At 59.2% G+C, this 22,197-nt stretch carries 21 protein-coding genes, 1 CRISPR repeat array and 2 riboswitches (1 of these 24 cut by a window edge); of the genes, 7 read left to right on the top strand and 14 right to left on the bottom strand.

The annotated features are described in order from the left end of the window. A CRISPR array of direct repeats spans positions 1-365; the repeat unit is 29 nt; unit sequence GGAAATACCCCCGCGAGTGCGGGGAAGAG (it extends 276 nt beyond the left edge of the window). Between the two features lie 416 nt (positions 366-781). After that, positions 782-1,903 (top strand): pirin family protein, encoded by a 1,122-nt coding sequence (locus tag ACFP6B_RS00595; RefSeq protein ID WP_377125438.1) that lies wholly within the window; start codon positions 782-784, stop codon positions 1,901-1,903. A gap of 414 nt (positions 1,904-2,317) precedes the next feature. Continuing rightward, positions 2,318-3,181, top strand: coding sequence for an NlpC/P60 family protein (locus ACFP6B_RS00590; RefSeq protein ID WP_377125435.1), 864 nt, complete (start codon positions 2,318-2,320; stop codon positions 3,179-3,181). Positions 3,182-3,602: 421 nt separating this feature from the next. Here ACFP6B_RS00590 and ACFP6B_RS00585 read toward each other — a convergent pair whose 3' ends face one another. Further along, entirely contained in the window at positions 3,603-3,869 is a 267-nt protein-coding gene (locus ACFP6B_RS00585) for a hypothetical protein (RefSeq protein WP_377125433.1), read from the bottom strand. Between the two features lie 1,228 nt (positions 3,870-5,097). Here ACFP6B_RS00585 and ACFP6B_RS00580 point away from each other — a divergent pair. Next, positions 5,098-6,234 (top strand): trans-sulfuration enzyme family protein, encoded by a 1,137-nt coding sequence (locus tag ACFP6B_RS00580; RefSeq protein ID WP_377125430.1) that lies wholly within the window; start codon positions 5,098-5,100, stop codon positions 6,232-6,234. A 62-nt stretch (positions 6,235-6,296) separates the two neighbouring features. Here the strand turns inward: ACFP6B_RS00580 and ACFP6B_RS00575 are convergent, their stop codons facing one another. Continuing rightward, positions 6,297-7,469, bottom strand: coding sequence for a hypothetical protein (locus tag ACFP6B_RS00575; RefSeq protein WP_377125427.1), 1,173 nt, complete (start codon positions 7,467-7,469; stop codon positions 6,297-6,299). 14 nt (positions 7,470-7,483) lie between these two features. Continuing rightward, complete coding sequence (locus ACFP6B_RS00570) at positions 7,484-8,212, bottom strand: hypothetical protein (RefSeq protein WP_377125424.1); 729 nt, start codon at positions 8,210-8,212, stop codon at positions 7,484-7,486. A gap of 306 nt (positions 8,213-8,518) precedes the next feature. Here ACFP6B_RS00570 and ACFP6B_RS00565 point away from each other — a divergent pair, with 306 nt between their 5' ends. The 3 genes from ACFP6B_RS00565 to ACFP6B_RS00555 are packed head-to-tail and all read left to right on the top strand — an operon-like array spanning position 8,519 to position 10,823. Beyond that, positions 8,519-9,346 (top strand): transporter substrate-binding domain-containing protein, encoded by an 828-nt coding sequence (locus ACFP6B_RS00565; RefSeq protein ID WP_377125421.1) that lies wholly within the window; start codon positions 8,519-8,521, stop codon positions 9,344-9,346. 57 nt (positions 9,347-9,403) lie between these two features. After that, positions 9,404-10,081, top strand: a complete 678-nt coding sequence (locus ACFP6B_RS00560) for an amino acid ABC transporter permease (RefSeq protein WP_377125418.1) — start codon at positions 9,404-9,406, stop codon at positions 10,079-10,081. After that, positions 10,074-10,823, top strand: coding sequence for an amino acid ABC transporter ATP-binding protein (locus ACFP6B_RS00555; RefSeq protein WP_237186904.1), 750 nt, complete (start codon positions 10,074-10,076; stop codon positions 10,821-10,823). Before ACFP6B_RS00560 ends, ACFP6B_RS00555 begins: the two co-directional genes overlap by 8 nt. A 158-nt stretch (positions 10,824-10,981) precedes the next feature. Here ACFP6B_RS00555 and ACFP6B_RS00550 read toward each other — a convergent pair whose 3' ends face one another. Together ACFP6B_RS00550 and ACFP6B_RS00545 are read right to left on the bottom strand one after the other, a co-directional pair. After that, positions 10,982-11,245: a type II toxin-antitoxin system RelE family toxin gene (locus ACFP6B_RS00550; protein WP_283489840.1), complete on the bottom strand. Its 264-nt coding sequence runs from the start codon at positions 11,243-11,245 to the stop codon at positions 10,982-10,984. Between the two features lie 2 nt (positions 11,246-11,247). Then, entirely contained in the window at positions 11,248-11,469 is a 222-nt protein-coding gene (locus ACFP6B_RS00545) for a DUF6290 family protein (RefSeq protein ID WP_237186906.1), read from the bottom strand. A 136-nt stretch (positions 11,470-11,605) separates the two neighbouring features. On the opposite strand from ACFP6B_RS00545, the gene ACFP6B_RS00540 reads away from it, so the two are divergent. Beyond that, positions 11,606-12,043, top strand: coding sequence for a GNAT family N-acetyltransferase (locus ACFP6B_RS00540; RefSeq protein ID WP_377125413.1), 438 nt, complete (start codon positions 11,606-11,608; stop codon positions 12,041-12,043). A gap of 59 nt (positions 12,044-12,102) precedes the next feature. On the opposite strand, the gene ACFP6B_RS00535 is transcribed toward ACFP6B_RS00540, so the two are convergent. From ACFP6B_RS00535 to ACFP6B_RS00495, 9 genes are all read right to left on the bottom strand, one after another. Next, positions 12,103-12,876 carry a trimeric intracellular cation channel family protein gene (locus tag ACFP6B_RS00535; protein ID WP_377125410.1) on the bottom strand — a complete coding sequence of 258 codons (774 nt, stop codon included), beginning with the start codon at positions 12,874-12,876 and terminating at the stop codon, positions 12,103-12,105. Continuing rightward, a complete protein-coding gene (locus ACFP6B_RS00530; protein ID WP_377125407.1) occupies positions 12,877-13,326 on the bottom strand; it encodes a gamma-glutamylcyclotransferase family protein in 450 nt (149 codons plus the stop codon). A 99-nt stretch (positions 13,327-13,425) separates the two neighbouring features. Continuing rightward, on the bottom strand, positions 13,426-14,640 hold the full coding sequence (locus tag ACFP6B_RS00525) for a glutathionylspermidine synthase family protein (RefSeq protein WP_377125404.1): 1,215 nt from the start codon (positions 14,638-14,640) through the stop codon (positions 13,426-13,428). Positions 14,641-14,645: 5 nt separating this feature from the next. Beyond that, positions 14,646-15,266, bottom strand: coding sequence for a hypothetical protein (locus ACFP6B_RS00520; RefSeq protein ID WP_377125401.1), 621 nt, complete (start codon positions 15,264-15,266; stop codon positions 14,646-14,648). A gap of 121 nt (positions 15,267-15,387) precedes the next feature. Continuing rightward, positions 15,388-17,496, bottom strand: coding sequence for an AMP-binding protein (locus ACFP6B_RS00515; protein ID WP_377125398.1), 2,109 nt, complete (start codon positions 17,494-17,496; stop codon positions 15,388-15,390). A 317-nt stretch (positions 17,497-17,813) separates the two neighbouring features. After that, on the bottom strand, positions 17,814-18,740 hold the full coding sequence (locus tag ACFP6B_RS00510; protein WP_377125395.1) for a type IV toxin-antitoxin system AbiEi family antitoxin domain-containing protein: 927 nt from the start codon (positions 18,738-18,740) through the stop codon (positions 17,814-17,816). Positions 18,741-18,974: 234 nt separating this feature from the next. Next, positions 18,975-19,832: an ABC transporter permease gene (locus tag ACFP6B_RS00505; protein WP_377125392.1), complete on the bottom strand. Its 858-nt coding sequence runs from the start codon at positions 19,830-19,832 to the stop codon at positions 18,975-18,977. Between the two features lie 2 nt (positions 19,833-19,834). After that, positions 19,835-20,875: an aliphatic sulfonate ABC transporter substrate-binding protein gene (locus tag ACFP6B_RS00500; protein ID WP_377125387.1), complete on the bottom strand. Its 1,041-nt coding sequence runs from the start codon at positions 20,873-20,875 to the stop codon at positions 19,835-19,837. Positions 20,876-20,883: 8 nt separating this feature from the next. Then, the gene (locus ACFP6B_RS00495) at positions 20,884-21,690 is read right to left on the bottom strand and encodes an ABC transporter ATP-binding protein (RefSeq protein WP_377125384.1); all 807 of its coding nucleotides are present in this window, start codon (positions 21,688-21,690) and stop codon (positions 20,884-20,886) included. A 4-nt stretch (positions 21,691-21,694) separates the two neighbouring features. Beyond that, positions 21,695-21,788: riboswitch (SAM riboswitch) on the bottom strand. 201 nt (positions 21,789-21,989) lie between these two features. Further along, positions 21,990-22,090: riboswitch (SAM riboswitch) on the top strand. Positions 22,091-22,197 lie beyond the last annotated feature (107 nt).

The raw sequence follows: 22,197 nt of genomic DNA, 5'->3' as shown, positions 1-22,197 counted from the left end.
ACCCTAGACGGGCAAGGGCAAATCTACATGGGAAATACCCCCGCGAGTGCGGGGAAGAGTCCAGTCCCTGCTGACTGCGCTTCTGCCCCTGGGAAATACCCCCGCGAGTGCGGGGAAGAGTTGCAGGCCATGGGCTTTCACCGCCTTACTCGGGAAATACCCCCGCGAGTGCGGGGAAGAGAGGACGCCGATGGTAATCATGAAGGCGTCTTCGGAAATACCCCCGCGAGTGCGGGGAAGAGGGGTGGAGTTATCGAGGATATTCAAGGGGGGTGGGAAATACCCCCGCGAGTGCGGGGAAGAGCAGACCATGAGAGGCCCATCAGCAGGCAGCAAGGAAATACCCCCGCGAGTGCGGGGAAGAGAGTGACGGGCAGGGCTAATAGCGGCTGACCTAGGAAATACCCCCGCCTGGGTGTAGGTAACTCAGAGCTGCTCTATCAGCTTCCTACAGTTGCCACGAGAAAAGGTCAGGAAAAAGCGTTGGTTACTATCCATGAGTTCGTGCAGAATCAGGCTATAGCCCCCTTCACTACGGAAGTTCCTGCAGTTTCTAATCGTGGGACTTGGCTGAAGGACGTTGGCACTCAGCTAAAGCGTCGCAAGACCGTCCTCTCTGCCTAGGCGTACCGCCGAATGCGACTCCTTTTCCCAACAGGACGTTAAAACAACGCCCGCTCGGGAAAAGGAGTCGCATTCGGCGTAACTGCCCTCCGCCGTCCGCTTGCCCCGGCCGTCCGGCCAAACCCACCCCCCGTCCGCCTCGGCGTACACTAAACCCATGAAACTTATTGAGCCTCGCCCCGTGCCCCTGGGCGGGCTGCGCGCCATGACCGTGCGTCGCCTGCTGCCCTCCCGCGACCGCCGTATGGTCGGCGCCTGGTGCTTCATCGACCACTACGGCCCCGACGACGTCGCCGTCACCGGCGGCATGCGCGTCGCCCCGCACCCCCACACCGGCCTGCAAACCGCCAGCTGGATCTTCACCGGCACCGTCGAACACCGCGACTCCCTGGGCACCGTCGCCGATGTGCGCCCCGGCGAACTCAACCTCATGACCGCCGGCTACGGTATAAACCACTCCGAATACTCCACGCCAGACACCACAGTGCTGCACGGCATCCAGCTCTGGATCGCCCTGCCCCGCGACGACATGAACACCGCCCCCGCCTTCGAAAACTTCGTGCCCGAAGCCCTCACCTTCGGCGGGCAGGGGAGCGGGCAGGACGCGTCCGCCCCGGCTGGAGTGCAGGCCCGCGTCTTCCTGGGGGAGCTGGGTGTGACTGTCGATGAGGAAACCAAGACCGGCTCGTCCCCCGTCACCACTTTCTCGCCCCTGCTGGGCGCAGAAATCCTGGTGGGCGCTCCCGGCTCAGACCCTCGGGCCGACAAGAACCCGGCAGAAGATGCCCTGCGCCGAACCCTCACCCTGACCCTCAACCCCGAGTTTGAGCACGGCTTCGTGGTTGACACCGGTGCCCTCCTTATTAAGGGCCAGCACGTCGCCGCCGATGAGATGCTCTTCATCGAACCCGGCACCGAAGAGCTGACCATCGAGGCCATCGGCGCTACCCGCCTGATCCTGCTTGGAGGCACCCCCTTCGGTGAAAAAATCACCATGTGGTGGAACTTTATCGGCCGCACCCACGAAGATATCGTCGAGGCCCGCGCCGCCTGGAACGCCCAGGCCGAGAGCTTCGAGGCCGTCACAGCCCCGGCGGGTGCCTCTGGCGCTGACATTGTGACCGACGGCGCCCTTGCTGCCGGTCAGGGCGCTACCGCCGATCATCCCCGCTTCGGCGGGGTGGTGCTCCTGCCCGGTGAATATGACGAAAAGCCCCGCACCTCCGTCATTCCCGCCCCGGAGCTGCCCAACGCCCGCCTGAAGCTGCGCGGCGACTAGCCCCCGGGCAAGGGGGGGGGGGGGGGGGGGGGGGGGGCGCGCGTCCGCTTGTGTAGTACCTGAAAGTTGTCGGCCGGGCCGCGGTTTTGTCATGAAACCATGACTCGGCCGTTGCCGTGTCGCAGATTATTTCGGTGTGTTCTTGCCGCACAGGTTACTCGCCAGTAACCAGCCGTGACCAGTCTTAACAGGTGATTCCCAGGCTATTCGGGGGACCCGTTAAGACGTGACATAGGGCAGAAAAATCAACTTTTTATAACGATTTGGTATACATCGTTACCAAATCGTTATAGGCTGTTCAGAGTCCAATCAGCTTCCGAGGGAAGCATGGGAGCCCACAACCCCACGTACGGGCCACCCAGCAGTAGCAGCAACCCGGCTGCGAAATCTCAAGAAGAGACGAAAGGTACAACATTGCGTCGTTCACTCTCAGTAGGTGCGGTAGGTGTCATCCTCTCCGGCGCTGTTCTCGCAGCAGCAAACGCATCGGTAAATGAAGCCCCGCAGACCACCGTAGACAACGGTGCAGCTGTTTCAACCCCCCTGCTCAAGGCATTCGCTGTTGCGGGTGAGGGCAAGGTCGTAAGCTGGGGTGTTCCCGCCTACATCGTAGCTCCCGAAAAGCCTGTTGAAGCAACCCCTGTTATCGAAGAAGCTCCGGTAGTTGAAGAGGCTCCCCTAGAGGAAGCTCCGGCACCTGAAGCGGAACCTGTTGAAGCTCCTGTTGAAGAAGCCCCCCTTACTGTACAGGCCGAGACCGTTGAGGTTGTAGAGGCAACTGTAGCTCCTGCCCCGGTTGAGACTGTAGCTCCTGTAGCGCCCCAGGCTCCGGCTCCTGCGGTTAGCACTGCCACTCCTGCACCAGCAGCAAGCACTGCTGCAGCTGTACCTACTCCCGCAGCAGCCCCCACTCTTTCCAGCACTACTAACCAGGCTAAGCGCGATGCCGTCGTAGCCGCCGCTATGGCTGCTGCGGCCGTCAATGCCCAGGTCGATTGCACCATGCTGGCAACCAACTCTCTGCGTGCAGCTGGCATCAACTTCCACGGCTGGCCCATGGAGTACATGTCACTGGGTACCGTTACCTCCAACCCCCAGCCTGGTGACCTGGTTCTTTACCAGTCCAATGGTTTCGGCGGGCAGCACGTTGCCGTGTACATCGGCAATGGCCAGGCCGTACACGGCGGCTGGAACGGCATCGGCACCACCGTTTTCTCGGTAAACCTGCCCAACGCCTCCGCCCCGATCTTCCTGGCACCGGCTGGCTACAACAGCTAGGCTACTGGCCTCAGATATCTTGTCTTGACAGAAGCCCCGCTCCCTGGCTTATAAAAGCCCCAGGGAGCGGGGCTTTCCAGCTCCTCGGCCTCTAGCTTCTAGCGGAGCTACCAGGAGAAGGAGGCCCTAAACTCGCGCACAGCGGTCAGCTAAGCAGATTGCCGGTAGAGCTAGCCCGCACCGGTATAAGCTAGGGCAGGCCGGTGCTGAGGGTCTGACTAAAATGGGCTGGCCGGTCATCGAGCGAGGTAAGGGGGTCTGCCTGCTGGGGAGGAGGGGGGGAAGACGCTGGATACCTTCGTGTTCTAGGAGAGTGGTTTGGCGGCAAACCCGCGGGGAGTCATATCTAGGGATACCTTATCTACTAGGCCTTCTACGATAACTCGATCTAGCTCCTGCCCGGTGTGCCGATCGTAGCGGATTATTTCAATGTCATCCTGGCGGTCATTCTCTTCATCGAAATTTCGGGAGAGAACCACAATATCGTTCTCGCGGAAGATTGCATCAGAGTTCGAGTAACTTTTTTAACCGCTGATATTTCGAAGAGTTCTTGAGTTACACCTGTTTGAGCGTCGGTCTCATAGATAGTGTTCCCCATATACCATGAAATCTTGCCATCTTTGAGGGCATCGTTGCCTTGGCTGCCCAAGTAAATCCAGCCAGAGCCGTTAGGGTGACTGAGAGGCATAAGGTTGCCCTCTTGATCTACTACGGGTATTTCCTGCCTTTGACCAGTATCTAAGTCCCAGGTAAGTATGGATCCATATCGAGTAGTGTAGTATCCACCGTGATTATTATCTGATACTATGGCGTAGATGGTTCTATCTTGACACTGTAGATTTCCCCCAGTGGTCTTGAAATGATAAGGGACGTAGTCAATAATTTCTTCTTTTGGGTCTGCTCGTTCATGGCGACAAGCAGATATTCTTCGGGGCCGCGACGTTTTTCCATACCAGATAGGGCAACGATGGTTCCATCTGGGCATACTCCTGAGTGGTAGTAGGCTCCCTCGATGGGGAAGGACGTGACGTCGCCCCCTGGCGGATAATGACTTGGGTGGTGTAGCTACGGTCGCTGTCTTTTTCGACCTCGTAGTTGTAGAGGCCGATGGTTTCACCGCGGGGGCCTAGATGGTAGCCTTCGATGAGATCGGTTTTGTTGAGGGGCCAGCTTGTAAGCCCTTCTTCGGTGAGAAGGTAGTCTGTTTTTCGGTCAGCAAAGTGGATTCCTGTTTCGTCCCAGAAGACTCCACCTCTGTCTAGGCCTTCGGTTCTGATGCTCTCAAAGCTACCGTCTTTTTTTGATGAGAGCTAGATAGCCCCGGTCTACGGGGGTTTTGCCTATAACTTGGGGGTTGAGGTAGAGAACATATTCTACGTATTCTAGGGGATTCCCTTGTTCAGTATCAGCCGCTGGCCAGCCATCTAATGCGGGAGGCGGGGTGCAGGAAGTGAAAGCTAAGGTCGCAGAAGCTAGCACTAGAAGGAGTTTTCGTTGTATTCGCATGGCTGTCTCCTTGCTTTTAGTCATTAATGACGCGGTAGGTTGCAGTGTGTTCCGAGTCTTTGATGTTGTAGGGGCGACCTATAAGGTTCTCATCTGCCCATTGTGCGACAGCATCTTTTCTCTCCTGCTCGATGGTGACTTCGGTGCCTGCTGCGACAGGCTCTGGAGGTATATGGAAACTCCCAATAGGCTAATAGTAAGTTTATTTACTGGTGTTAAAAATCATATCGGATGCGGGGTGGGAGTCAAGGCTTCAACCTGCCCTTGCCAACTTTTGGGTGGGCTTTCCCACAGGTCGGCCCTTTTCCCCGGCGATTCTTCATAAAGGCGTAACATTAATTCTCTGCCTTGCAGATAGCAGGTATAGGCTCTATAAATACGCTTTTTTCTTGATACCGAAAGGAACCACCGTGGCAGGCTTTACCACTCGCGCCATTCACGCCGTGCACTCTAACGAAGAACAGGCCGTCGTGCCCCCGATTTACACCGCCTCCACCTTCGGCCAGCCCACCGACGGCACCGAAGGCCCCTTCGAATACCAGCGCGGTGGCAACCCCACCCGCTCCAAGGCAGAAACCACCCTCGCCGCCATCGAGGGTGCCGAGCACGCCTTCCTCTACGGCTCCGGCATGGCAGCCACCGCTGCCGCCATGGGAATCCTGGAACACGGCCAGACCCTGCTCATGGGCATGCCCGTCTACGGCGGCAACTACCGATTCGCCACCATCGAGCTGCCCAAGCGTGGAGTTGCGCACGAACTGGTCTACGACCTCTCCACCCTCTCCGACGCCCACTTCGAGGGCAAGAACGTGGGCATGGTCTTCATTGAGACCCCCTCCAACCCCACCCTGCGCGTCACCGACATCAAGAAGGTCGCAGAGCTGGCCCACCGTCACGGGGCCCTGCTGGTCGTCGATAACACCGTCATGACCCCCTACCTGCAAAAGCCCCTGGAACTGGGTGCCGACATCGTCGTGCAGTCAGCCACCAAGTACCTGGCCGGTCACGGCGACCTGCTCGCGGGCGTCGCCACCACCAACGACGCCGACCTGGCCGATAAACTCTTCAAGGCTCAGCTGATTTCCGGCGGCGTGCTTTCACCCATCGACTCCTACCGCCTGCTACAGAACGTCAAGACCCTGGCCCTGCGCATGGAACGCCAGCAGGCCAACGCTGAAGCCATCATCGAGGCTGTCGCCGCCCACCCCGCCGTAGAGACCGTCTACTTCCCCGGCTCCTACAGCGCCGAAGAAGCTAAAATTCAGGCCGAACAGGCCACCGGCAAGGGCGCCCTCTTCTCCTTCACCGTCAAGGAAGGCCACGACATCAAGGCCTTCCTCGACTCCCTCAAGGTCTTCACCTTCGCCGTCTCCCTCGGCGGCATTGAGTCCCTGGTCTGCCTACCCACCACCATGACCCAGGGCGCCTACTCCCCAGAAGACCGTGATGACGCCGGCCTCACCACCCGCCTGGTGCGCGTAGCCGTCGGTATTGAGGACGTTGAGGACCTGCTGGAGGATATGACCTCTGCCCTGGATGCTGCCTAGGGCGGGGTAAAGATACAAAGGGTGGGCTCCTGGGATAGAAGCCCACCCTTCTGCGCGAGGGCTCAGGTTAGTGGTTTAGCTGCGAACCCTCGGGGTATCATCTTGATTGAGGTTTTCTCAGTTAGACCGTCGACTTGAACACGGTCAAGTTCATGCCCAGTTGAGCGGTCGTAACGAACCATCTGGATTTCTTCGTCTTGGTTGTAAGAGAAGACGACGATATCGACTTCCCTGAAAACAACCTGTGAGTTGGACAGTCCTTGTTTAGTTGCGGAGATGTCGAAGAGTTCGTTGGTGACGCCGGTGGCAACATCGGTCTCATAGATAGTGTTCCCCAGGTACCAGGACAGTTTGCCATCTTTGATAGCTTCATTATCTATAGCTTGAGCGTGTGCTACTCCAGTGCCGTCTTCATGGGTAAGAGGTAGCGGGGCTCCTTCTTTATCAGTCACAGGGACCGCTAAGAACTCTCTTGTTTCAAGGTCGAAGGTGAGCACATCGCCGTACTGGTAGCTACCGTATTCATTCTCTTCAGGCAGTGTACCCAGGGCAAATACTTTTCCGTCCCGGCAGTGCAAGTCGTTTGCAGGGGTATGGTAGTTAGGAAAATTAAGAACTAGTTTTTCTTTTTCTTCCTTCTCATCAATTGTGACAAGAATTTTTTCTTCAACTCCGTCATTTTTGTAATGTCCAGTGGTCGGAGAAATCCCTACGATTGTTCCATCCGGGCAAATTCCTGAATCATAGTATGAACCCTCGGTTGGAAAGGAGATAACATCATCTCCGTTTCGTTGAATAACCTGAGTTGTATACCCCTGATTTTCCTGGGAACCAAAGCTGTAGAGACCTACGGTAGAGCCGTCGGGATGAAGATTGTAGCCGTACATCAAGTCAGATTTTTCAAGGGACCATTTTTCGAGTTTTTCATCGGTCAGCAGATAGTCTGCGGATTTATCAGCAAAGTGGATTCCTTCTTCTGTCCAGAAAACACCACCGTTATCTAGCCCATCCACCCTTATGGTTTCATAGGATCCATCAGCTTTAATGAGGGCAAGATAGCTACGGTCAACGGGGGTCGAACCAATCACTTGGGGGCTGAGATAAAGCGCGTATTCAACGTCCTCTAAGTTATTCCCGGTAAGCTTTGCTTCAGGCCATCTGTCTAAAGCTGGGGGAGGGGTGCAGGCAGTAAGGAGGAAGGTAGCTGTGAGTGCGATAAGACTTCTTTTTTTCATGATAATCTCCTTACTTAGCTCACGGTATGGTAAATTTCGGTGTGTTCGGAGTCCTTAATGTTGTAGGGGTAGACACCGGGGCCGCCGTTGCTGTCTAAATTGATACCGGCGGCAACATCGTAGGCGTGCCAGACCAGCTGAGAGCAGTTGAGGGCTGAGAAGCTACCAAATTTATTGACAGCAAAGTTTGAGTTATAGGGGCGACCTAGTAGGTTCTCATTCGTCCAATCTGCGACAGAATCCTTGGTAGCCTGGTCAATTTTCACATTGAGCAAAACTGAGCCAGATGGTGCTGATACGTTGTTTCGGCTGATTCTATGGCTTTGAGTATGTTCACCCTTTTTGCCGGGGGCTTCAATGATTTCTTCGGCTGAGAAGTACAGGCCAGTATGACCGTGATCAAAACCGAGGGTATTTGCGGGAGTGACAAAGATGTCACCCCTATTCCGCCCAGCAGGTAAGACGGGAACAGCCTGACGGAAGCCAGAAGAGCTTGCAACGTTGTTGGTAGTGCTTCCCCGGGCGTCCTCGAGTGCTTCCTGTGCAACAGCCTCCACGGTGGTGTTATTAGCTTCTGCATAGGCCGAAAGGTCAGCCTGCATCTGTGAATAGGAGGTGCCGGGGTTTAGCTCTACAAGCTCGGCGATGGAATCGTCGCTGCTCGCTGAAGCGGTGGTAATCCCTGCGAAGGCCAGAAGGAGGGTGGCGGCAGCGGTGGTCGTAGTCTTGCCAAAGATGAACATGTGAAACACCTCTCTTATAAGTATGCTTTGTGCTTGTGGTGGTTCTAAATTTAGTAGTCCACTTCCTTTGGGGCAAGGGTGTTTGCTTGTTGAATGAGGCTACTTTGCTTTAGTGCAGTCCTGTTCAAAAGTGTTTTTCCCCTCATTTCTGCTGGTGGGAGGGGTGCCTTAGTGGCGTTTCATGGCACCTCCAACCTCCCCTGAAAAATTTTCGTAACACTCTCGTAACAATAATTCTTTGTGGGGGCTCCACCTGTTATAAGCTTGCGCAGTTACCCAAAGTGTCACCACCGAAAGACAGGTACCATGACAGTAATCAACCGTCGTTCCGCTCTCGCCCTCACTGGCGCGTCCGCCCTCGCCCTGGCCCTGGCAGCCTGCGGCTCCTCATCCTCCACCACCTCCGGCTCCTCCGCCGCAGCAGCAGACAAGCTGCAGGCCATCAAGGACGCCGGTAAAATCCGCATCGGCTTCGAAGGCACCTTCGCCCCCTGGAACTACCACAACGAAGCCGGCGAACTCGTCGGCATGGAAAAGGAAATCGGCGACCTCATCGCCGCCGACCTGGGCGTCACCGCCGAATACACCGAAACCCCCTGGGACTCCCTGATCGCCGGTGTCGACGCCGACCGCTACGACATCGTCATCAACAACGTCTCACCCACCGAAGAGCGCAAGCAGAAGTACGACTTCTCCAACCCCTACGTCGCCTCAGAAGGTAAGGTCGCCGTCCTGCAGGACTCAGAACTGCAGACCATCGCCGACCTCAACGGCGCCACCGCAGCCTCATCAGAGACCTCTAACTTCCGCACCCTGCTCGAAGAAGCAGGCGCCCAGATGACCATCGTGACCGGCTTCGACGAAGCCATCGAACAGGTACTCACCGGCCGCGTGGACGCCTGCGGTAACGACGCCGTCACCTTCGCCTACTACCAGGAACAGCACCCCGACGCCCCCATCCGCCTGCTCGACGGCGTGCTCGGTGACGCCTCCGAATCAGCAATCCTGATGCCCAAGGGCGCAACCACCCTGCAGACCGCCATCAACGACTCCATCGCCAAGCACCTGGAAAACGGCGACTTCAAGGCCATCTACGAAAAGTACGTTGGCATCGACCTCAGCCCCAAGGCCTAACCCGGCCCCGGCAAGCTGAACCCCGGCGTCCGAACCGAAAGTAACCCGTAGAACACTATGGACCGCTACCTAGAACTCTGGGCACAATCCCTGCCCTCCCTGCTGCTGGCCACCGTGCAGGTGACCATCCCGCTGACCCTCATCTCCTTCGTCCTCGCGCTGGTACTGGGTCTGCTGGCCACCACAGCCCGCAACCTCAGCCGCTACAACCCGCTCAACTGGCTGGCAACAGCCTTCGTGTGGTTCTTCCGCGGCACCCCGCTTCTGGTGCAGCTCTTCCTGGTGTTCTACGGGCTACCCCGCATCGGCATCACCCTCGACACCTGGCCCGCCGCCATCATCGCGCTCAGCCTCAACACCGGAGCCTATGTGGCAGAGACCTTCCGCTCAGCCTACGCCTCGATTCCGCGCGGCCAGTTTGAAGCTGCCCGCACCCTCAACTTCACCAAGATGCAGACCCTGCGCCACGTCGTAGTCCCGCAGGCCACCCGCATCGCCCTGCCCCCGCTGGGCAATGACCTGATCGACCTGGTCAAGGGCACCTCCCTGGTCTCGGTGATCTCCATGGTTGATCTCTTCCACTCCGGCAAGCAGGTTGCCGCCCGCACCTTCGAACCTTTGGCCATGTACCTGGAAGTCGCCGCTATCTACCTGGTCATCTTCACCCTGCTCTCCATCGCCCAGCGCGCCCTCGAAAAGCGCACCAGCCGTTACATAAGGACAGCCAATGCTTAGCCTGAAGAACCTCACCAAAAGCTTCGGCGAGAACACCATCCTGCGTGACATCTCCCTGGACCTCGACAACGGCGAAACCACGGTCATTCTCGGGCCCTCCGGCTCGGGCAAATCCACCCTGCTGCGCTGCCTCAACCTGCTTGAAACCCCCGAGTCTGGCGTCCTGACCATCGAGGGTGACTCGGTGGACTTCGCCGCCGGGCTGACCGACGAGCAGGTACGCACCATCCGCAAGCACTCGGCCATGGTCTTCCAGAACTTCAACCTCTTCCCCCACTACACCGCTGAGCAGAACGTGGCCCTGGCCCCGGTGCTCAACGGCAAGATGGGTAAGGACGCCGCCGCCCAGCTTGCGCGCGAACTCCTAGAAAAGGTGGGGCTGGGGCATAAGGCGGACGCCTATCCCGATAACCTCTCCGGCGGCCAGCAGCAGCGCGTTGCCATTGCCCGCGCCCTGGCGGTCGCCCCCGACTACCTGCTCTTTGACGAGCCCACCTCCGCCCTCGACCCCGAGCTTGAAGCCGAAGTCATTCAGGTGCTCATCGACCTGGCCCGCGAAAAACGCTCCCTGGTGGTCGTTACCCACAACATGGCCTTCGCCCGCCGGGTCGCCGACCGCATCGTCTTCCTCGACGGCGGTAATGTGCTCTACAACGGCGCCCCCGAAGCCTTCTTTGCCTCCGACAACGAACGCATCCAGCGCTTCCTGCAGATCTTCGAAATGACGGACTACCGAATCTAAGGCGCTGGGGCGCTAGGGGCGGCCTGGACGTAGCGATGCCGGCCTGAGCGCCCCAGAGCCGACTTCACCCCGTCCTTTCTCTCTTCACCCCGAGATAATCACTAGGGTGAAGAGAAAAAGGATGGGGTGATTTTTTAATACCAGAGGAGCTTAGAAGACTAACGGTAAATTGTTGAACGGTGACCAACATCGAGAGCAATAACTTGCATCTGCTGATCTTCAAATTTTACGAGTACTCGAAAATTTCCTACACGATAACGCCACAGGCCAACCTTGTCAGCTGTCAGCGCTTTTCCCCGGTCCCTCGGATTATCTAACTGAACTACCTGGTCAAGGTAAGTCTTAATTCTACGAATATCCGGCTTATCGAGCTTTCTAATCGATCGTTCAAACTCTTTTGCCAGTACTAATTGCCAGGCCACATTCAGACCCCGAGCTCATCCCACAATTCTTGGGCAGGGCGGGTCTCACGGCCGTCTGCCTCGAAGCGCGCCAACGCCTGCTGTGCCCATACCTGTTCTTCCTGCTGCTCAAGATAATCAAGTACAGCAGAACGCACTAGCTCTTCGGTGCTCGTACCAAGAGCGGAAGAAAGACTCTGTAGCTGTGCCTCTTCAGTAGCTGTAAACTCAACATGCACGGTCATAGGTTCTCTCCTTACTGTGCTTTCCAGTATGGCAAACGGCTGTACTTTCAACAATAGGATATTGTTCTGGGCTTGCTTTCTGTGATGAAGAAGCTGGGAGTATTTTCAGGGATAAGCGCACGGTAAAGTTTTGCCCATGAACACCGCTTTTACTTTTTCAGTAGGTCTGGTACCTAGCCAGCAGGAACTGGTAGATCTCTATACCTCTGTTGGGTGGAGCGCTTACACCGACCACCCTGAAGACCTGGTCCCCATGTGCACCGGTAGCCTTTACTTGGCGGTGGCCCGTGAGGACGCCACCGGCCGACTTGCCGGGCTGGTGCGGGCCGTTGGCGATGGGGTCAGCATTAGCTATATTCAAGATTTACTCATTAACCCGGACTTTCAGAAGTCTGGCCTTGGTTCCCGCCTGCTCGACATGGCGCTGGCTGCTGTTGGTGGCGTCCGCCAGGTCTACATCACCACAGACACCCATCCTAGCAACCAGCACGTGATTGACCTTTACCGGGGTAGGGGCTTCAATCCCGTCGAGAGCTACGGCTGCGTGACCCTGGCACAATTTATCTTTGACTAGGTCAAAGGGGTCTTTCTTAGACCCATCATTTTATACTGTGAAAACCGTATAACTATCCCTTACAGCCGACCCTCGCGGTGGGCGCGGGCTGTTTCTTCGTCAATAATGCGCATTTCCTGGGTCAGCGGGGCACCGGGAACCCACCGGTCGCGCGAACCTGAGCGGCGGCGTCCTAACCGCAAACGGGGGCGGGGAACCTTGAACTGAACCGGCTCCGGCAGCTGCCAGCGGCGCCACCGCGCCACAATACCCATGACCAGGCAGGTCACAATGGAAAGAGCCATGCCCAGCACCTGCTGATCCCATACAACCATGCACAGGGCGACCTCCGCAGCCCCCACAAACGCCACCGTGGCGTACAGCGGGCTACCACCCAGAATCGCCGGAATACGATTGACCATAATGTCGCGCAGGGCACCGCCGCCCACCGCCGTCACCACACCCAGAGCAATCGCCGGTAGCCAGTGCAGACCCAGAGCGAGAGCCTTGATAGTTCCGGTCGCGGTCCAACAGCCCATACCGAGAAAGTCCGCCACCAGCAGGGTCCGGTCAGCCCAGCGAGACCCAAAATCCATGAGATAAGCCAGAGCCGCAGACCCCAGGGCAGCCACCCAGTAGTAGCTATCGGTCAGAGCCACCGGGAAGCCGGTATCGAGCAGAACATCGCGAATAATGCCCCCGCCCATCGCTGTAATGACCGAGAAAATAATGAACCCCACAATATCGAAACGGTGGGCGCGAGCAACCGCCCCACCCAACAGACCGTTGGTGACAATAGCGGCAACATCGATCACACGGAACCAGGTCTCTGGTTCAAAATCAAAAGGGGGCATTTACTCGGTCCACTCGCCGCCCGGCACCAGGGGGTAGCGCTCCCGCAGCTGCGCCTGCTTGCTCGCTGGCGGAATGTAGACCCAGGCGGTGACCGGCTCACCGGCGTCCGTCACCACCTCGGCCAGCACCCGGTTGTAGAGGTTGTCATCGTGCACAGGACGCGCAGGGTCGGTTCCCTCAAGCTCATCGAGGGAGGCGGCAACGGCCTCCCAGTCGGCGGGGTCTACAAAGACCAGGGTGCCGCGCACCACCGGGGCGTCCTGCCCGGCGGCGTCGCTGCCGACCGGTGCGGACGCCGGGAGCAGGTAGGGGTAGGAGCCATTCGTGACCAGCTCGTAGCCGGTAATAGTCGCGTCAGCGCGGTTAGAATCAGCCCCGCGGAACCAGCGATTATTACTCATGCCGGGGCGCAGGGTGCCGTAAACAAAAACGGGGTGGTGGGCTGTCATGCATCTATCGTACCTACCTGGCAGGAAGGTACCATCCTACTCAGAAAAACCCATCTAGTTGGTGGGTTTTTCTGATTTAGATGGTACCTACCCACCGGTTTACTTGAGCACCGTCGGCACGAACCGGCAGTAGCCGTCGGTAATTGCCCCGTCTGATTCGCGCACGCCGAAGCCCACGGAGCGTCCGCCCACCACCCAGGCCCCGATGATGGGGTAGTTGGGTTCGCCGGCGTCCCCGGTGAAGTTGGGCGGCTGCACGTACTGCTGGTAGATGTACTCGTGGTCGGCGGCGGTTTCGGTCATGTAGCCGTCGGTGTGGGCAACCTGCACCCCGTGGGTCGGGGCGTTCACCACGATACCGTCGCCCTCCCGCCCAAAGATGGGTTTCTTGACCCAGTTGGTGAAGCCGTGGTCGGGCGACAAGGACGCCGGTAGCAGCAGCGGGTGCCCCGGGTAGAGTTCCCAGAGGGCAACCATCAGCACCTTGTTGGAGAGGAACATCTTCCAGGCCGGTTCAAACCAGTTCTCCATGGCAGCGTAGCCGCCGTCGAAGAGGACCTGCCCGTAGGCGTCCTCAACCATGTCTTCCCAGGGGTAGAGCTTGAAGAGGTTGTGCACCTGCCGGTCGTGGTGATCGAGCCAGATGCGGCGGTCGGCGTCCCAGTAGAGGTCGTCGATGCGCATGATGTGGGTTTCCCAGCCCGCCATGTGCGCGGCGTGGGCTACGACCTTGAGGTTTTCAATGTCCTCGCCGAGCTCGTCGATGTCTTCGTTCACGCAGGCCAGGTGTAGCACCGGGTACTTGACGCGCTGGCGGATCTGCGCCCAGCGGGCGACAAAGGCGTTACCCAGGTCGTTCCACTCTTTGAAGCCGCGCAGATCCAGACGCTGGTCGTTGAACCAGGTGGACTGGCTGACTGCCGCCTCCACCAGGCCGGTGGGGGTATCTGCGTTGTATTCCAGAATCTTGAGCGCGTGAGTCTCGGGGTTGTAGACAAAATCAAAGCGGCCGTAGAAGTCGTATTCGTGCCAGCGCCAGGAATCAATCGCCAGTTTCAGCGCAGCGTCGCTTAGCCCCAGCTTGTACTTGAGGGGGCCGGCAATGATGTGGTCGATGGCCGCAACGCACATGCGGTGGGCCTCTTCGACCTGCTCCTGCAGCCAGAGGGCCTCAGCCACGGTGAACTCGTAGGCAGCAAACTCGTTCCAGTAGTGGTCGGTGTCGTCGGGGCCTTCGAGCGAATAGATCAGCCCCTCAGCGGCGATAGTCTGCTCCCAGTTATGGCGGCCCAGGGGGAAGGACAGTCGTCTCATTAGCCTTAGCCTCCCTTGGTTCCGCCGCCGGTCTTCGACCCGCTGCCAAAGCCGCCACGACTCTTCTTGGTGGTGGTGTCTTTGTTAGCGTCCCGGTTGAAACCGCCGTAGGAGTCCCCGCTCTGGCTCGACTTCACCTGCGAGTTCTCCACGGTATAAGAGCTCTTTGACTCGCGGAAAGACTCGGCAAACCCGCCGCCCTGCGAGGGCAGGTTACGGAAAATCGTGCCATCGGACGGGCGACTCTCCGAGCCACCTGCCACCTTCTCACCCACCTTGGGCAGGGTTGACGATGAAGAATAGGGAACCCAGTAGGAGCGCCCGGTCCCGCCTGCGCCGCCACCGCTGCTGGAACCTGAGCCGCTGCCGTCCTCACACTCGGAGTTCTCAAGACGCTGCCCGGTGCCGGGGTCGTAGCAAATCTCGGCGTACTCCTTGGAACTGCCGCTAATCTGCGAACTGGTGGAGGAACGTCCGCCCTGCTTCTGCGACGACGAGGACGAGCCGCCCAACAGGGGCGCAACACGGGCCGGGGCGGCGTGGTTGGTGGCGCCAATACCGATAATGGCTGCCCCGCCCGCAAGCAGGGCAAGCACGGTCTTGGTCGCGCGTGAGAACCTTGGCATGGAATCTCCCGATAGTAGGTGAGTGCGTTCCCTCCCTATTTTAGGGCGGGTACGCGCTCACCTGCGTAAAGGGGGCGGGGCGGGCAGACGGACGCGGACGCGCGGGGCAGTTCGGGTGCCTTTAGCGGGTTGCCAGCACCTGAGCGATAGCCTCCAGGGCCTCCTCGTTCTGCAGGGAAGAAGTATCGCCCAGCGTGCGGCCCTGGTAGAGCTCACCGAGCAGGCGGCGGGTAATCTTACCCGACCGGGTCTTGGGGATATCGGCAACCGCAATGACGTCCTTGGGCTTGGCAATCGGGCCAATCTCGTGGCGGATATGCTCGGTCAGCGCCTTCTTCAGCTCCTCGGCGCTCAGCACCCGTCCGGCCTCAGAGAGAGTCACATAAGCAACCGCCTGGTGGCCGGTCAGCTCGTCCTCCACCGGGCAGACACCTGCCTCTACCACGGCTTCATGGGTGACCAGGGCAGACTCAATCTCAATGGTCGACAGGCGGTGGCCCGAAATGTTAATAACATCGTCGATACGGCCCAGAATGTAGACATCGCCCTCCTCGTCGACCTTGGCCCCGTCCCCGGCCAGGAACCAGCCGCGCTCGCCGTAGTGGCGCCAGTAGGAATCCAGATAGCGCTGCGGGTTGCCCCAGACTGTTCGGGCCATGGAAGGGCCAATCTTATCGACCACAATAAAGCCCTGGACGCCAGGCTCAACGTCGGCTCCGTGCTCGTCGACCACGCGGGTTGAGATACCCGGAACCGCCCGGGTCGCACAGCCGGGCTTGGACGCCGTGTGGGGGGCGCCGTCCGCAAAGGTGCCAGCGGGTGCAAACTGGGGATCGTGAGGACGCGGCGAGCACACGGTCGAGCCGGTCTCAGACTGCCACCAGGTATCGATGAAGGACGCGGTGCCCCCGCCCACATGCGCGCGCAACCAACGCCAGGCCTCGGGGTTGATGGACTCACCCACCGACCCCAGCAGGCGCACCGACGAGAGATCGTACTTGCCCGCCGGCGGGCCGTCAGGGAAGGCACCCATGAGGGAGCGAATCAGAGTTGGGGCCGTGTAATAGTTGGTGACCCCGTAGCGTTCAATCACCTCGAAGTGGCGCTCAAAGGTGGGGGTATTGGGGGTGCCTTCATAAATGACCTCGGTGACGCCGTTGAGCAGCGGCCCGTAGATTTCGTAGGTGTGGGCGGTGACCCAGGCCAGGTCGGCGGTGCACCAGTGAACGGTATTCTCAACCTTGGCGGGGTCGTTGACGGTTGCCAGCTCGTCCACGCGGCGCTGGCCCTGCTCGTCCTCAATTTCGGGGAGCAGGTCGAAGAGCAGGGCGTGGGTGTAGGCCACCTGGGTCAGGTAGCCAGCGGACGTGTGCACCAGGCCCTTGGGCTTACCGGTGGTGCCGGAGGTGTAGATGATAAAGAGTGGGGTTTCAGCGTCAAAGAGCTGGTAATCGTGGGCGTCGGGTAGGTTATCGACCAGGTCGTGGTACCAGACGTCGCGGCCCTCGGTCCAGGGCACAGCGGCGTGGGCTTCGGGAGTGCCCGCGGTGCGGTCAACCACAATAACGTGCTCGATACTGTTCTCACCCGAGCAGGCTTCGTCAGCGGTCGCCTTGACCGGAACCACGGTGCCGCGGCGGTTCTGCCCGTCAGTGGTAATGAGCACCTTAGCGCCGGTATCTTCCACGCGGAACTTCAGAGCCTCAGCCGAGAAACCGCCGAAGACCAGGGAGTGAATAGCGCCAATACGGGCGCAGGCAAGCGTGAAGATGATGGTTTCGGGAATCACCGGCAGGTAAATCACCACACGGTCACCCTTGCCGACGCCCAGCTTCTCCAGGCCGTGGGCTGCCTTAGCGATCCGGCGCTGCAGCTCGGCATAGGTAATGGCCTCGCGGTCACCGGGTTCACCTTCGAAGTAGAGAGCCACCTTATCGCCCTGACCCGCTTCGACGTGGCGGTCTACGCAGTTGTAGGCAACGTTGAGCTTGCCGCCCTCGAACCACTTAATCTCGGGCACAGTGAACTGCTCGATACCCTCATCATCGAGGCCCAGGCTCTGCGGCTTGGCGAAGGTGTGGGGGTTGGCTTCGTCAAACATCTCACCCCAGGTCAGGCGGGCTTTAGCCTGGTCAGCCCAGAACTGGATTCGGGCCTTATCTGAGATGAGCGCCGGGTTGGGCGTGGGATTGAAGGGGTCGGTGTACACGAAGTCGGTAGGTGCGCCCAAGGGTATCTCCCATCGGTAGCTGGCTGTAGCACCGGCGCCGGTTCTCGCAGGACGCCCGTGGGCGGCTTGTTCGGCGTGGTTGCTGCGATCGTCGTAGAGCCAGGTCTCTCGTATCGCTCTTGATGGACAAAATCTCTTTCAGGGTAAGCACCTGCGAGCCACTGCTACTAAACCGTGACGCCCCTTAACGTTTATGACGCCGCGTGACGCGCGTCCGTCCGCCTGCTTCGTCCCCGAATGTAACCGAAACCTTCATCTGCGCGTTCAAAGAACATGCACATGAAGGTTTTGACGACATTCGCCGAGCACACGCCACGTTACCGCACCCCGGCATTGACCAAAAGGATGCGTAAATTTTCCGGGTGATGCACGATGTCTTCCCACTGCACCCTAATGACCCGGTACCCGAGTTTCTCAAGGTCACGGTGGCGTCTTTTCTCAGCGCGGATAGCTGCCCCAGGGTCGCCATAGGTGCCATCATATTTGACGTAACCATCGACTTCTAAGATGAGTTTGAGCTCTTCCCACAGAAAGTCGGGGCGGTAGTAGGAACTCCCCACCCAAATGGTTGCCTGTTCCTTGGGCGGGATGAACCCCCACATCGCAATTCGATAGCGGGTCACCGTTTCTGCAGGAGATTCTGAGCGTTCGCTCATGAGACGGCTGACCTCACGCGCGTTTTTGACCCCTTTGCAACGTAAACCCGTGATGCTACTGGTGAAATCAGAGGCGACAATGAGCCCTTGGTTGAGAAAAAAGTCCACGATACACAGGGCATCAAGTATGGGCAGAGTCAGCGCACAGTCAACTGCTGTTTGTAGGGGAGGAGTGACAAAAGCTCCTTGATGGAAGACAGCAGATGAGCACTCTGTCTTTCGGGCACGGCTGACATGGACTTTTGGGGTAGAGCGGACGGTCTCCGTTGGATGGCTGACCCAAATTTTGCGGGGGAGCCGCAGTAGGGGTACATCCCACCACAGCGCTGCGGATATATGGCTGAGTACGAAGTCTGATCTGGTTTTGAGAAACCCTACGTGTTGGGCGATGCAACGGGCGCGGGCATCCCAGCTGTTCCAGGTGGAGGTCTTGATGTAGGCTCCGTGGCAGATGCGACGAAGGGTTCCGCTCTGACATGCCCTGGTGATGCTTGAGGACGACTTCCCGAGATGGCGCAGCTCCGTAGAGGTTTTTACTTCGGTAAAGAATTGTTCCATGCCATGAATGTCTCCTATAGTTTCGTCCATGACAAGGGGTTATATATAAATTGTGGATAACTCGGGGTGTTTTGTGTGGGTTTATACCTCTATGCGTTTGTATGACGCTTGAAGGGCTGTTTTCCACAGGGGAGCTTCACCAGTGCTGTAGGTAGCCAAAAGCTTCATCTGCGCGTTCAAAGAACATGCAGATGAAGCTTTCGGTTACATTTACGGATGGTCGCGCCCTCGCCCTCAACCTGGCGCGCCCTCCCACCCCTTCTTCTAGTTGCTGGGGAACCGGGCCTTGACCCACCGTTCGAACACACCCAGCAGGGCATCGGTGATTTTACCCAGGATAGCGAGTAGCACGATGGCCAGGAGCAGACGGTCGGTGCGGCCGTTGTTCTGGGAGTCGGTGAGCAGGAAGCCCAGCCCCATCGAAGCACCGAGCAGTTCGGCGGCGACCAGGAAGAGCCATGCCTGCGCCAGGGCCAGCCTCAGACCTGACACCACAGCGGGTAGAACGGCAGGCAGCTGCACGGTGGTAAAGAGGTTGATGCCGCGGACGCCGAAGGTGCGGGCCGCCTCAACCAGCTTGGGGTCCACGTGGGCTAGGGCCGCCGAGACGGTGGTGTAGACGGGGAAGAAGGCGCCGATAGCGATGAGGGTGACCTTGGAGTTTTCACCAATGCCGATCCAGAGCAGCAGCAGCGGCACCCAGGCCAGCGACGGCACAGCGCGCAGGGCGCCGATGGTGGGGGCAGCGAGCACCTGGGCCCAGCGGGAGAGCCCTACCCAGGCTCCGAGCGCCAGCCCGAGGATAGCCCCGATGCTGAAGCCCAGAACCACGCGCTGGGTTGAGATAGCAACGTGCAGGCCGAGCTGTCCGCGTCCTGCTAAATCAAGGGCAGCGGCAACCACCTTCGAAGGGGCAGGGAGCTGCACCGCGCTAAAGACTCCGGCGGTGCTCAGGTACTGCCAGAGCGCCAGCAGAACCAGGGGAAGCAGGGCGCCGAGCCAGGGTGCCCAGCGGCGGGTGAGCAGGGGGCGGCGGGGTACCTTCGCGGACGCCGGTGTTTCGGTGCGCGCCAGACGGCGGCGGGTTGCCGGTTGGGTGGTGAGATCAGAGGTAACTGACATGACTACTCAGCCACCAGGGTTGAGATGCGGGCGGGGTCTGCCTTCTGGGCAAAGGTTTCGTTGACGATGCTGCCCAGGGCAGTGTCTACTTCGTCTTGTGAGGCAACGTCGCCGGATTCAACCAGGTAGGGGCCGACCTTCTCCAGCACGGCGAGCTGCTTGTCGCCGGGTACGTTATCGATATCGAGGTAGGTGCGGTCCCAGACGACCTGGGCGGTTTCAAGCTCAATTCCGGAGCCATCCGCCAGGATCTGCACGGCCTCTTCTTCGTTGGCGAGTGCCCAGTCGCGGGCGTATTCGTAGACGTCAACGATGGTCTGGGCGGCTTCGGGGTCGCTCTCGATGAAGTCCTCGGTGGCGTTCAAGAAGCCGTAGGTGTTGAAGTCGACGTTGCGGTAGAAGAGGGTGTTGCCGTCCTCAATTTCGGCGCTGGCCATGATGGGGTCAAGGCCGCTCCAGGCGTCTACGGTGCCCTGGTTGAGGGCGGTGCGGCCGTCGGCGTGCTGCAGCTGCTCGATGGTGACCTCATCGGGTGACACACCTGCTTCTTCAAGAGCTTGGAGCAGGAAGAAGTAGGGGTCGGTGCCCTTGGTGACGGCTACCTTTTTACCGGCCAGGTCTTTCACCGATGAGATACCGGTATCGGTGCGGGTCACCAGAGCTGACCACTCGGGCTGGGAGTAGAGGTCAATCACCTGAATGGGGGAGCCGTTGGAGCGAGCCAGCAGGGCAGCTGAGCCCGCGGTGGAACCCACGTCAATCGCACCGGAGCGCAGGGCCTCATTAGCCTTGTTTGAACCGGCTGACTGTACCCACTCGACGTCCTTACCCTGCTCTTGTAGGGCGGTCTCAAGCCAGCCCTTTTCCTTGATAATCAGGGAGAGCGGGTTATAGGTGGCGTAGTCGATGGTGACGGTGGTATCGCCCGCAGCGGCAGAAGTATCGGCGGTAGAAGCGTTTTCCCCTGCCAGGCACCCGGTCAGTAGTAGGGTGCCGGTTGCGAGCAGGGCAGAAGTGGTGGTGAGACGAGAAATGAGTGACATGTGTGTTCCTAGTGTTCTTCAACGCCGAGTTCGGCCAAAAGTTCTTTACGCAGGGACGATAGCGCCGGGTTGCCGCGGTCGCGCGGGCGGTGATCGGGCACCTCAACGATGCGGGCAATCGTCGCGGGTGCGGCGGGGTCCGGCTTACCCAGCACAATCACCCGGTCTGAGAGGTAGAGGGCTTCTTCCACATCGTGGGTGACCAGCAGGACGGTGGCCGGGTCGTGGGCATGAATATCGAGCAGCAGATCCTGCATGTTGATGCGGGTGAGGGCATCAAGGGCGCCGAAGGGCTCATCGAGCAGAAGGACGCCGGGGTTCCGCGCCAGCGCCCGGGCCAGGGAGGCGCGCTGAGCCATGCCACCGGAAATCTCACGGGGGCGGTGCTGGGCGTAGTCTGCCAGCCCCACGACGTCCAGAAGGCGGGCAACCTGCTCGCGGGCAACGTCCTTGGGGGTACCCTTGGGCAGACCCAGCGCCACGTTCTTCTCAACGGTGCGCCAGGGCAGCAGACGCGGCTCCTGGAAACCAATAGCCACACGGGAATCGAGACCCCGTACCGGGCTGCCGTCAATCGTGACGGTACCGGCGGTCGCTGTCCCCAGGCCTGCAGCAGCCCGTAAGAGGGTCGACTTGCCGCAGCCCGAGGAACCAATAATCGAAATAATCTCACCGGGGTAGGCGGTAAACGACACGTTTTCAAGGACGGTGCGGGTCTCCCCGCGCTCGCCGATAAAGGTCTTGCCAACGGCATTGAAGTCGATTTCGCAGGCGGTGAGGGTGGTGGGGGTGCGTTCTAGCGTGGGTGCGCTCATGCTTTCTCCATCGTCTCTTGGCGTTAGCACCGACCCCTGGTGTAGAGAGGTTGCTGCGACGTCGTTGAGCCAAGTCTCTCGGTCGCTCTGGATGGTTAACGCTTTCAACGCTAGGGGCGTTTGTTGGAACCGGGCAAGAGTATGACGCGGTATTTCGGCCGGTTACGAGTGTGACGCTGTGGGTAAAACTGACCGAAACTCGCCGGCGTCCGTAACAGAGCTCAACACGCGCCACAATGTGAAACGTAGCCTCAGATGCTTGCACCTGGGCGTGCTGGGCGGGCTACACTAAATCTCAAGATCAAGAGTCCCAACGTCAAGCTCTGGCTAGTTGGGCGGCAACCCTCTCCCGTAGCGGGGTGCCCCAGATGAGGATCAGGCAGTAATGCAAGTACGGCGCACCCAGGCGCCACCTTCGCGAAGGCTCGGTGCCTTTTACTTTGGGTAAGGACGCCGGTGGCAGCACGGGCGCGGAGGGCCAAGCACCACCTGTGAAAGGGCCCGGTT

Origin of the sequence: Rothia nasimurium, from assembly GCF_042660305.1 — a bacterium.
GTDB lineage: Bacteria > Actinomycetota > Actinomycetes > Actinomycetales > Micrococcaceae > Rothia > Rothia nasimurium.
The sequence above is the reverse complement of the archived record's forward strand: the minus strand, read 5'-3'. Positions and strand labels throughout refer to the sequence as shown.

Bases quoted from the DNA above. Each gene is read 5' to 3' on its own strand.
- ACFP6B_RS00495 (WP_377125384.1), bottom strand. From the start codon at position 21,690: ATGAGCGCACCCACGCTAGAACGCACCCCCACCACCCTCACCGCCTGC.
- ACFP6B_RS00595 (WP_377125438.1), top strand. From the start codon at position 782: ATGAAACTTATTGAGCCTCGCCCCGTGCCCCTGGGCGGGCTGCGCGCC.
- ACFP6B_RS00560 (WP_377125418.1), top strand. From the start codon at position 9,404: ATGGACCGCTACCTAGAACTCTGGGCACAATCCCTGCCCTCCCTGCTG.
- ACFP6B_RS00500 (WP_377125387.1), bottom strand. From the start codon at position 20,875: ATGTCACTCATTTCTCGTCTCACCACCACTTCTGCCCTGCTCGCAACC.
- ACFP6B_RS00505 (WP_377125392.1), bottom strand. From the start codon at position 19,832: ATGTCAGTTACCTCTGATCTCACCACCCAACCGGCAACCCGCCGCCGT.
- ACFP6B_RS00575 (WP_377125427.1), bottom strand. From the start codon at position 7,469: ATGAAAAAAAGAAGTCTTATCGCACTCACAGCTACCTTCCTCCTTACT.
- ACFP6B_RS00555 (WP_237186904.1), top strand. From the start codon at position 10,074: ATGCTTAGCCTGAAGAACCTCACCAAAAGCTTCGGCGAGAACACCATC.
- ACFP6B_RS00585 (WP_377125433.1), bottom strand. From the start codon at position 3,869: ATGCCTCTCAGTCACCCTAACGGCTCTGGCTGGATTTACTTGGGCAGC.
- ACFP6B_RS00545 (WP_237186906.1), bottom strand. From the start codon at position 11,469: ATGACCGTGCATGTTGAGTTTACAGCTACTGAAGAGGCACAGCTACAG.
- ACFP6B_RS00535 (WP_377125410.1), bottom strand. From the start codon at position 12,876: ATGCCCCCTTTTGATTTTGAACCAGAGACCTGGTTCCGTGTGATCGAT.
- ACFP6B_RS00530 (WP_377125407.1), bottom strand. From the start codon at position 13,326: ATGACAGCCCACCACCCCGTTTTTGTTTACGGCACCCTGCGCCCCGGC.
- ACFP6B_RS00570 (WP_377125424.1), bottom strand. From the start codon at position 8,212: ATGTTCATCTTTGGCAAGACTACGACCACCGCTGCCGCCACCCTCCTT.
- ACFP6B_RS00525 (WP_377125404.1), bottom strand. From the start codon at position 14,640: ATGAGACGACTGTCCTTCCCCCTGGGCCGCCATAACTGGGAGCAGACT.
- ACFP6B_RS00520 (WP_377125401.1), bottom strand. From the start codon at position 15,266: ATGCCAAGGTTCTCACGCGCGACCAAGACCGTGCTTGCCCTGCTTGCG.
- ACFP6B_RS00565 (WP_377125421.1), top strand. From the start codon at position 8,519: ATGACAGTAATCAACCGTCGTTCCGCTCTCGCCCTCACTGGCGCGTCC.
- ACFP6B_RS00540 (WP_377125413.1), top strand. From the start codon at position 11,606: ATGAACACCGCTTTTACTTTTTCAGTAGGTCTGGTACCTAGCCAGCAG.
- ACFP6B_RS00510 (WP_377125395.1), bottom strand. From the start codon at position 18,740: ATGGACGAAACTATAGGAGACATTCATGGCATGGAACAATTCTTTACC.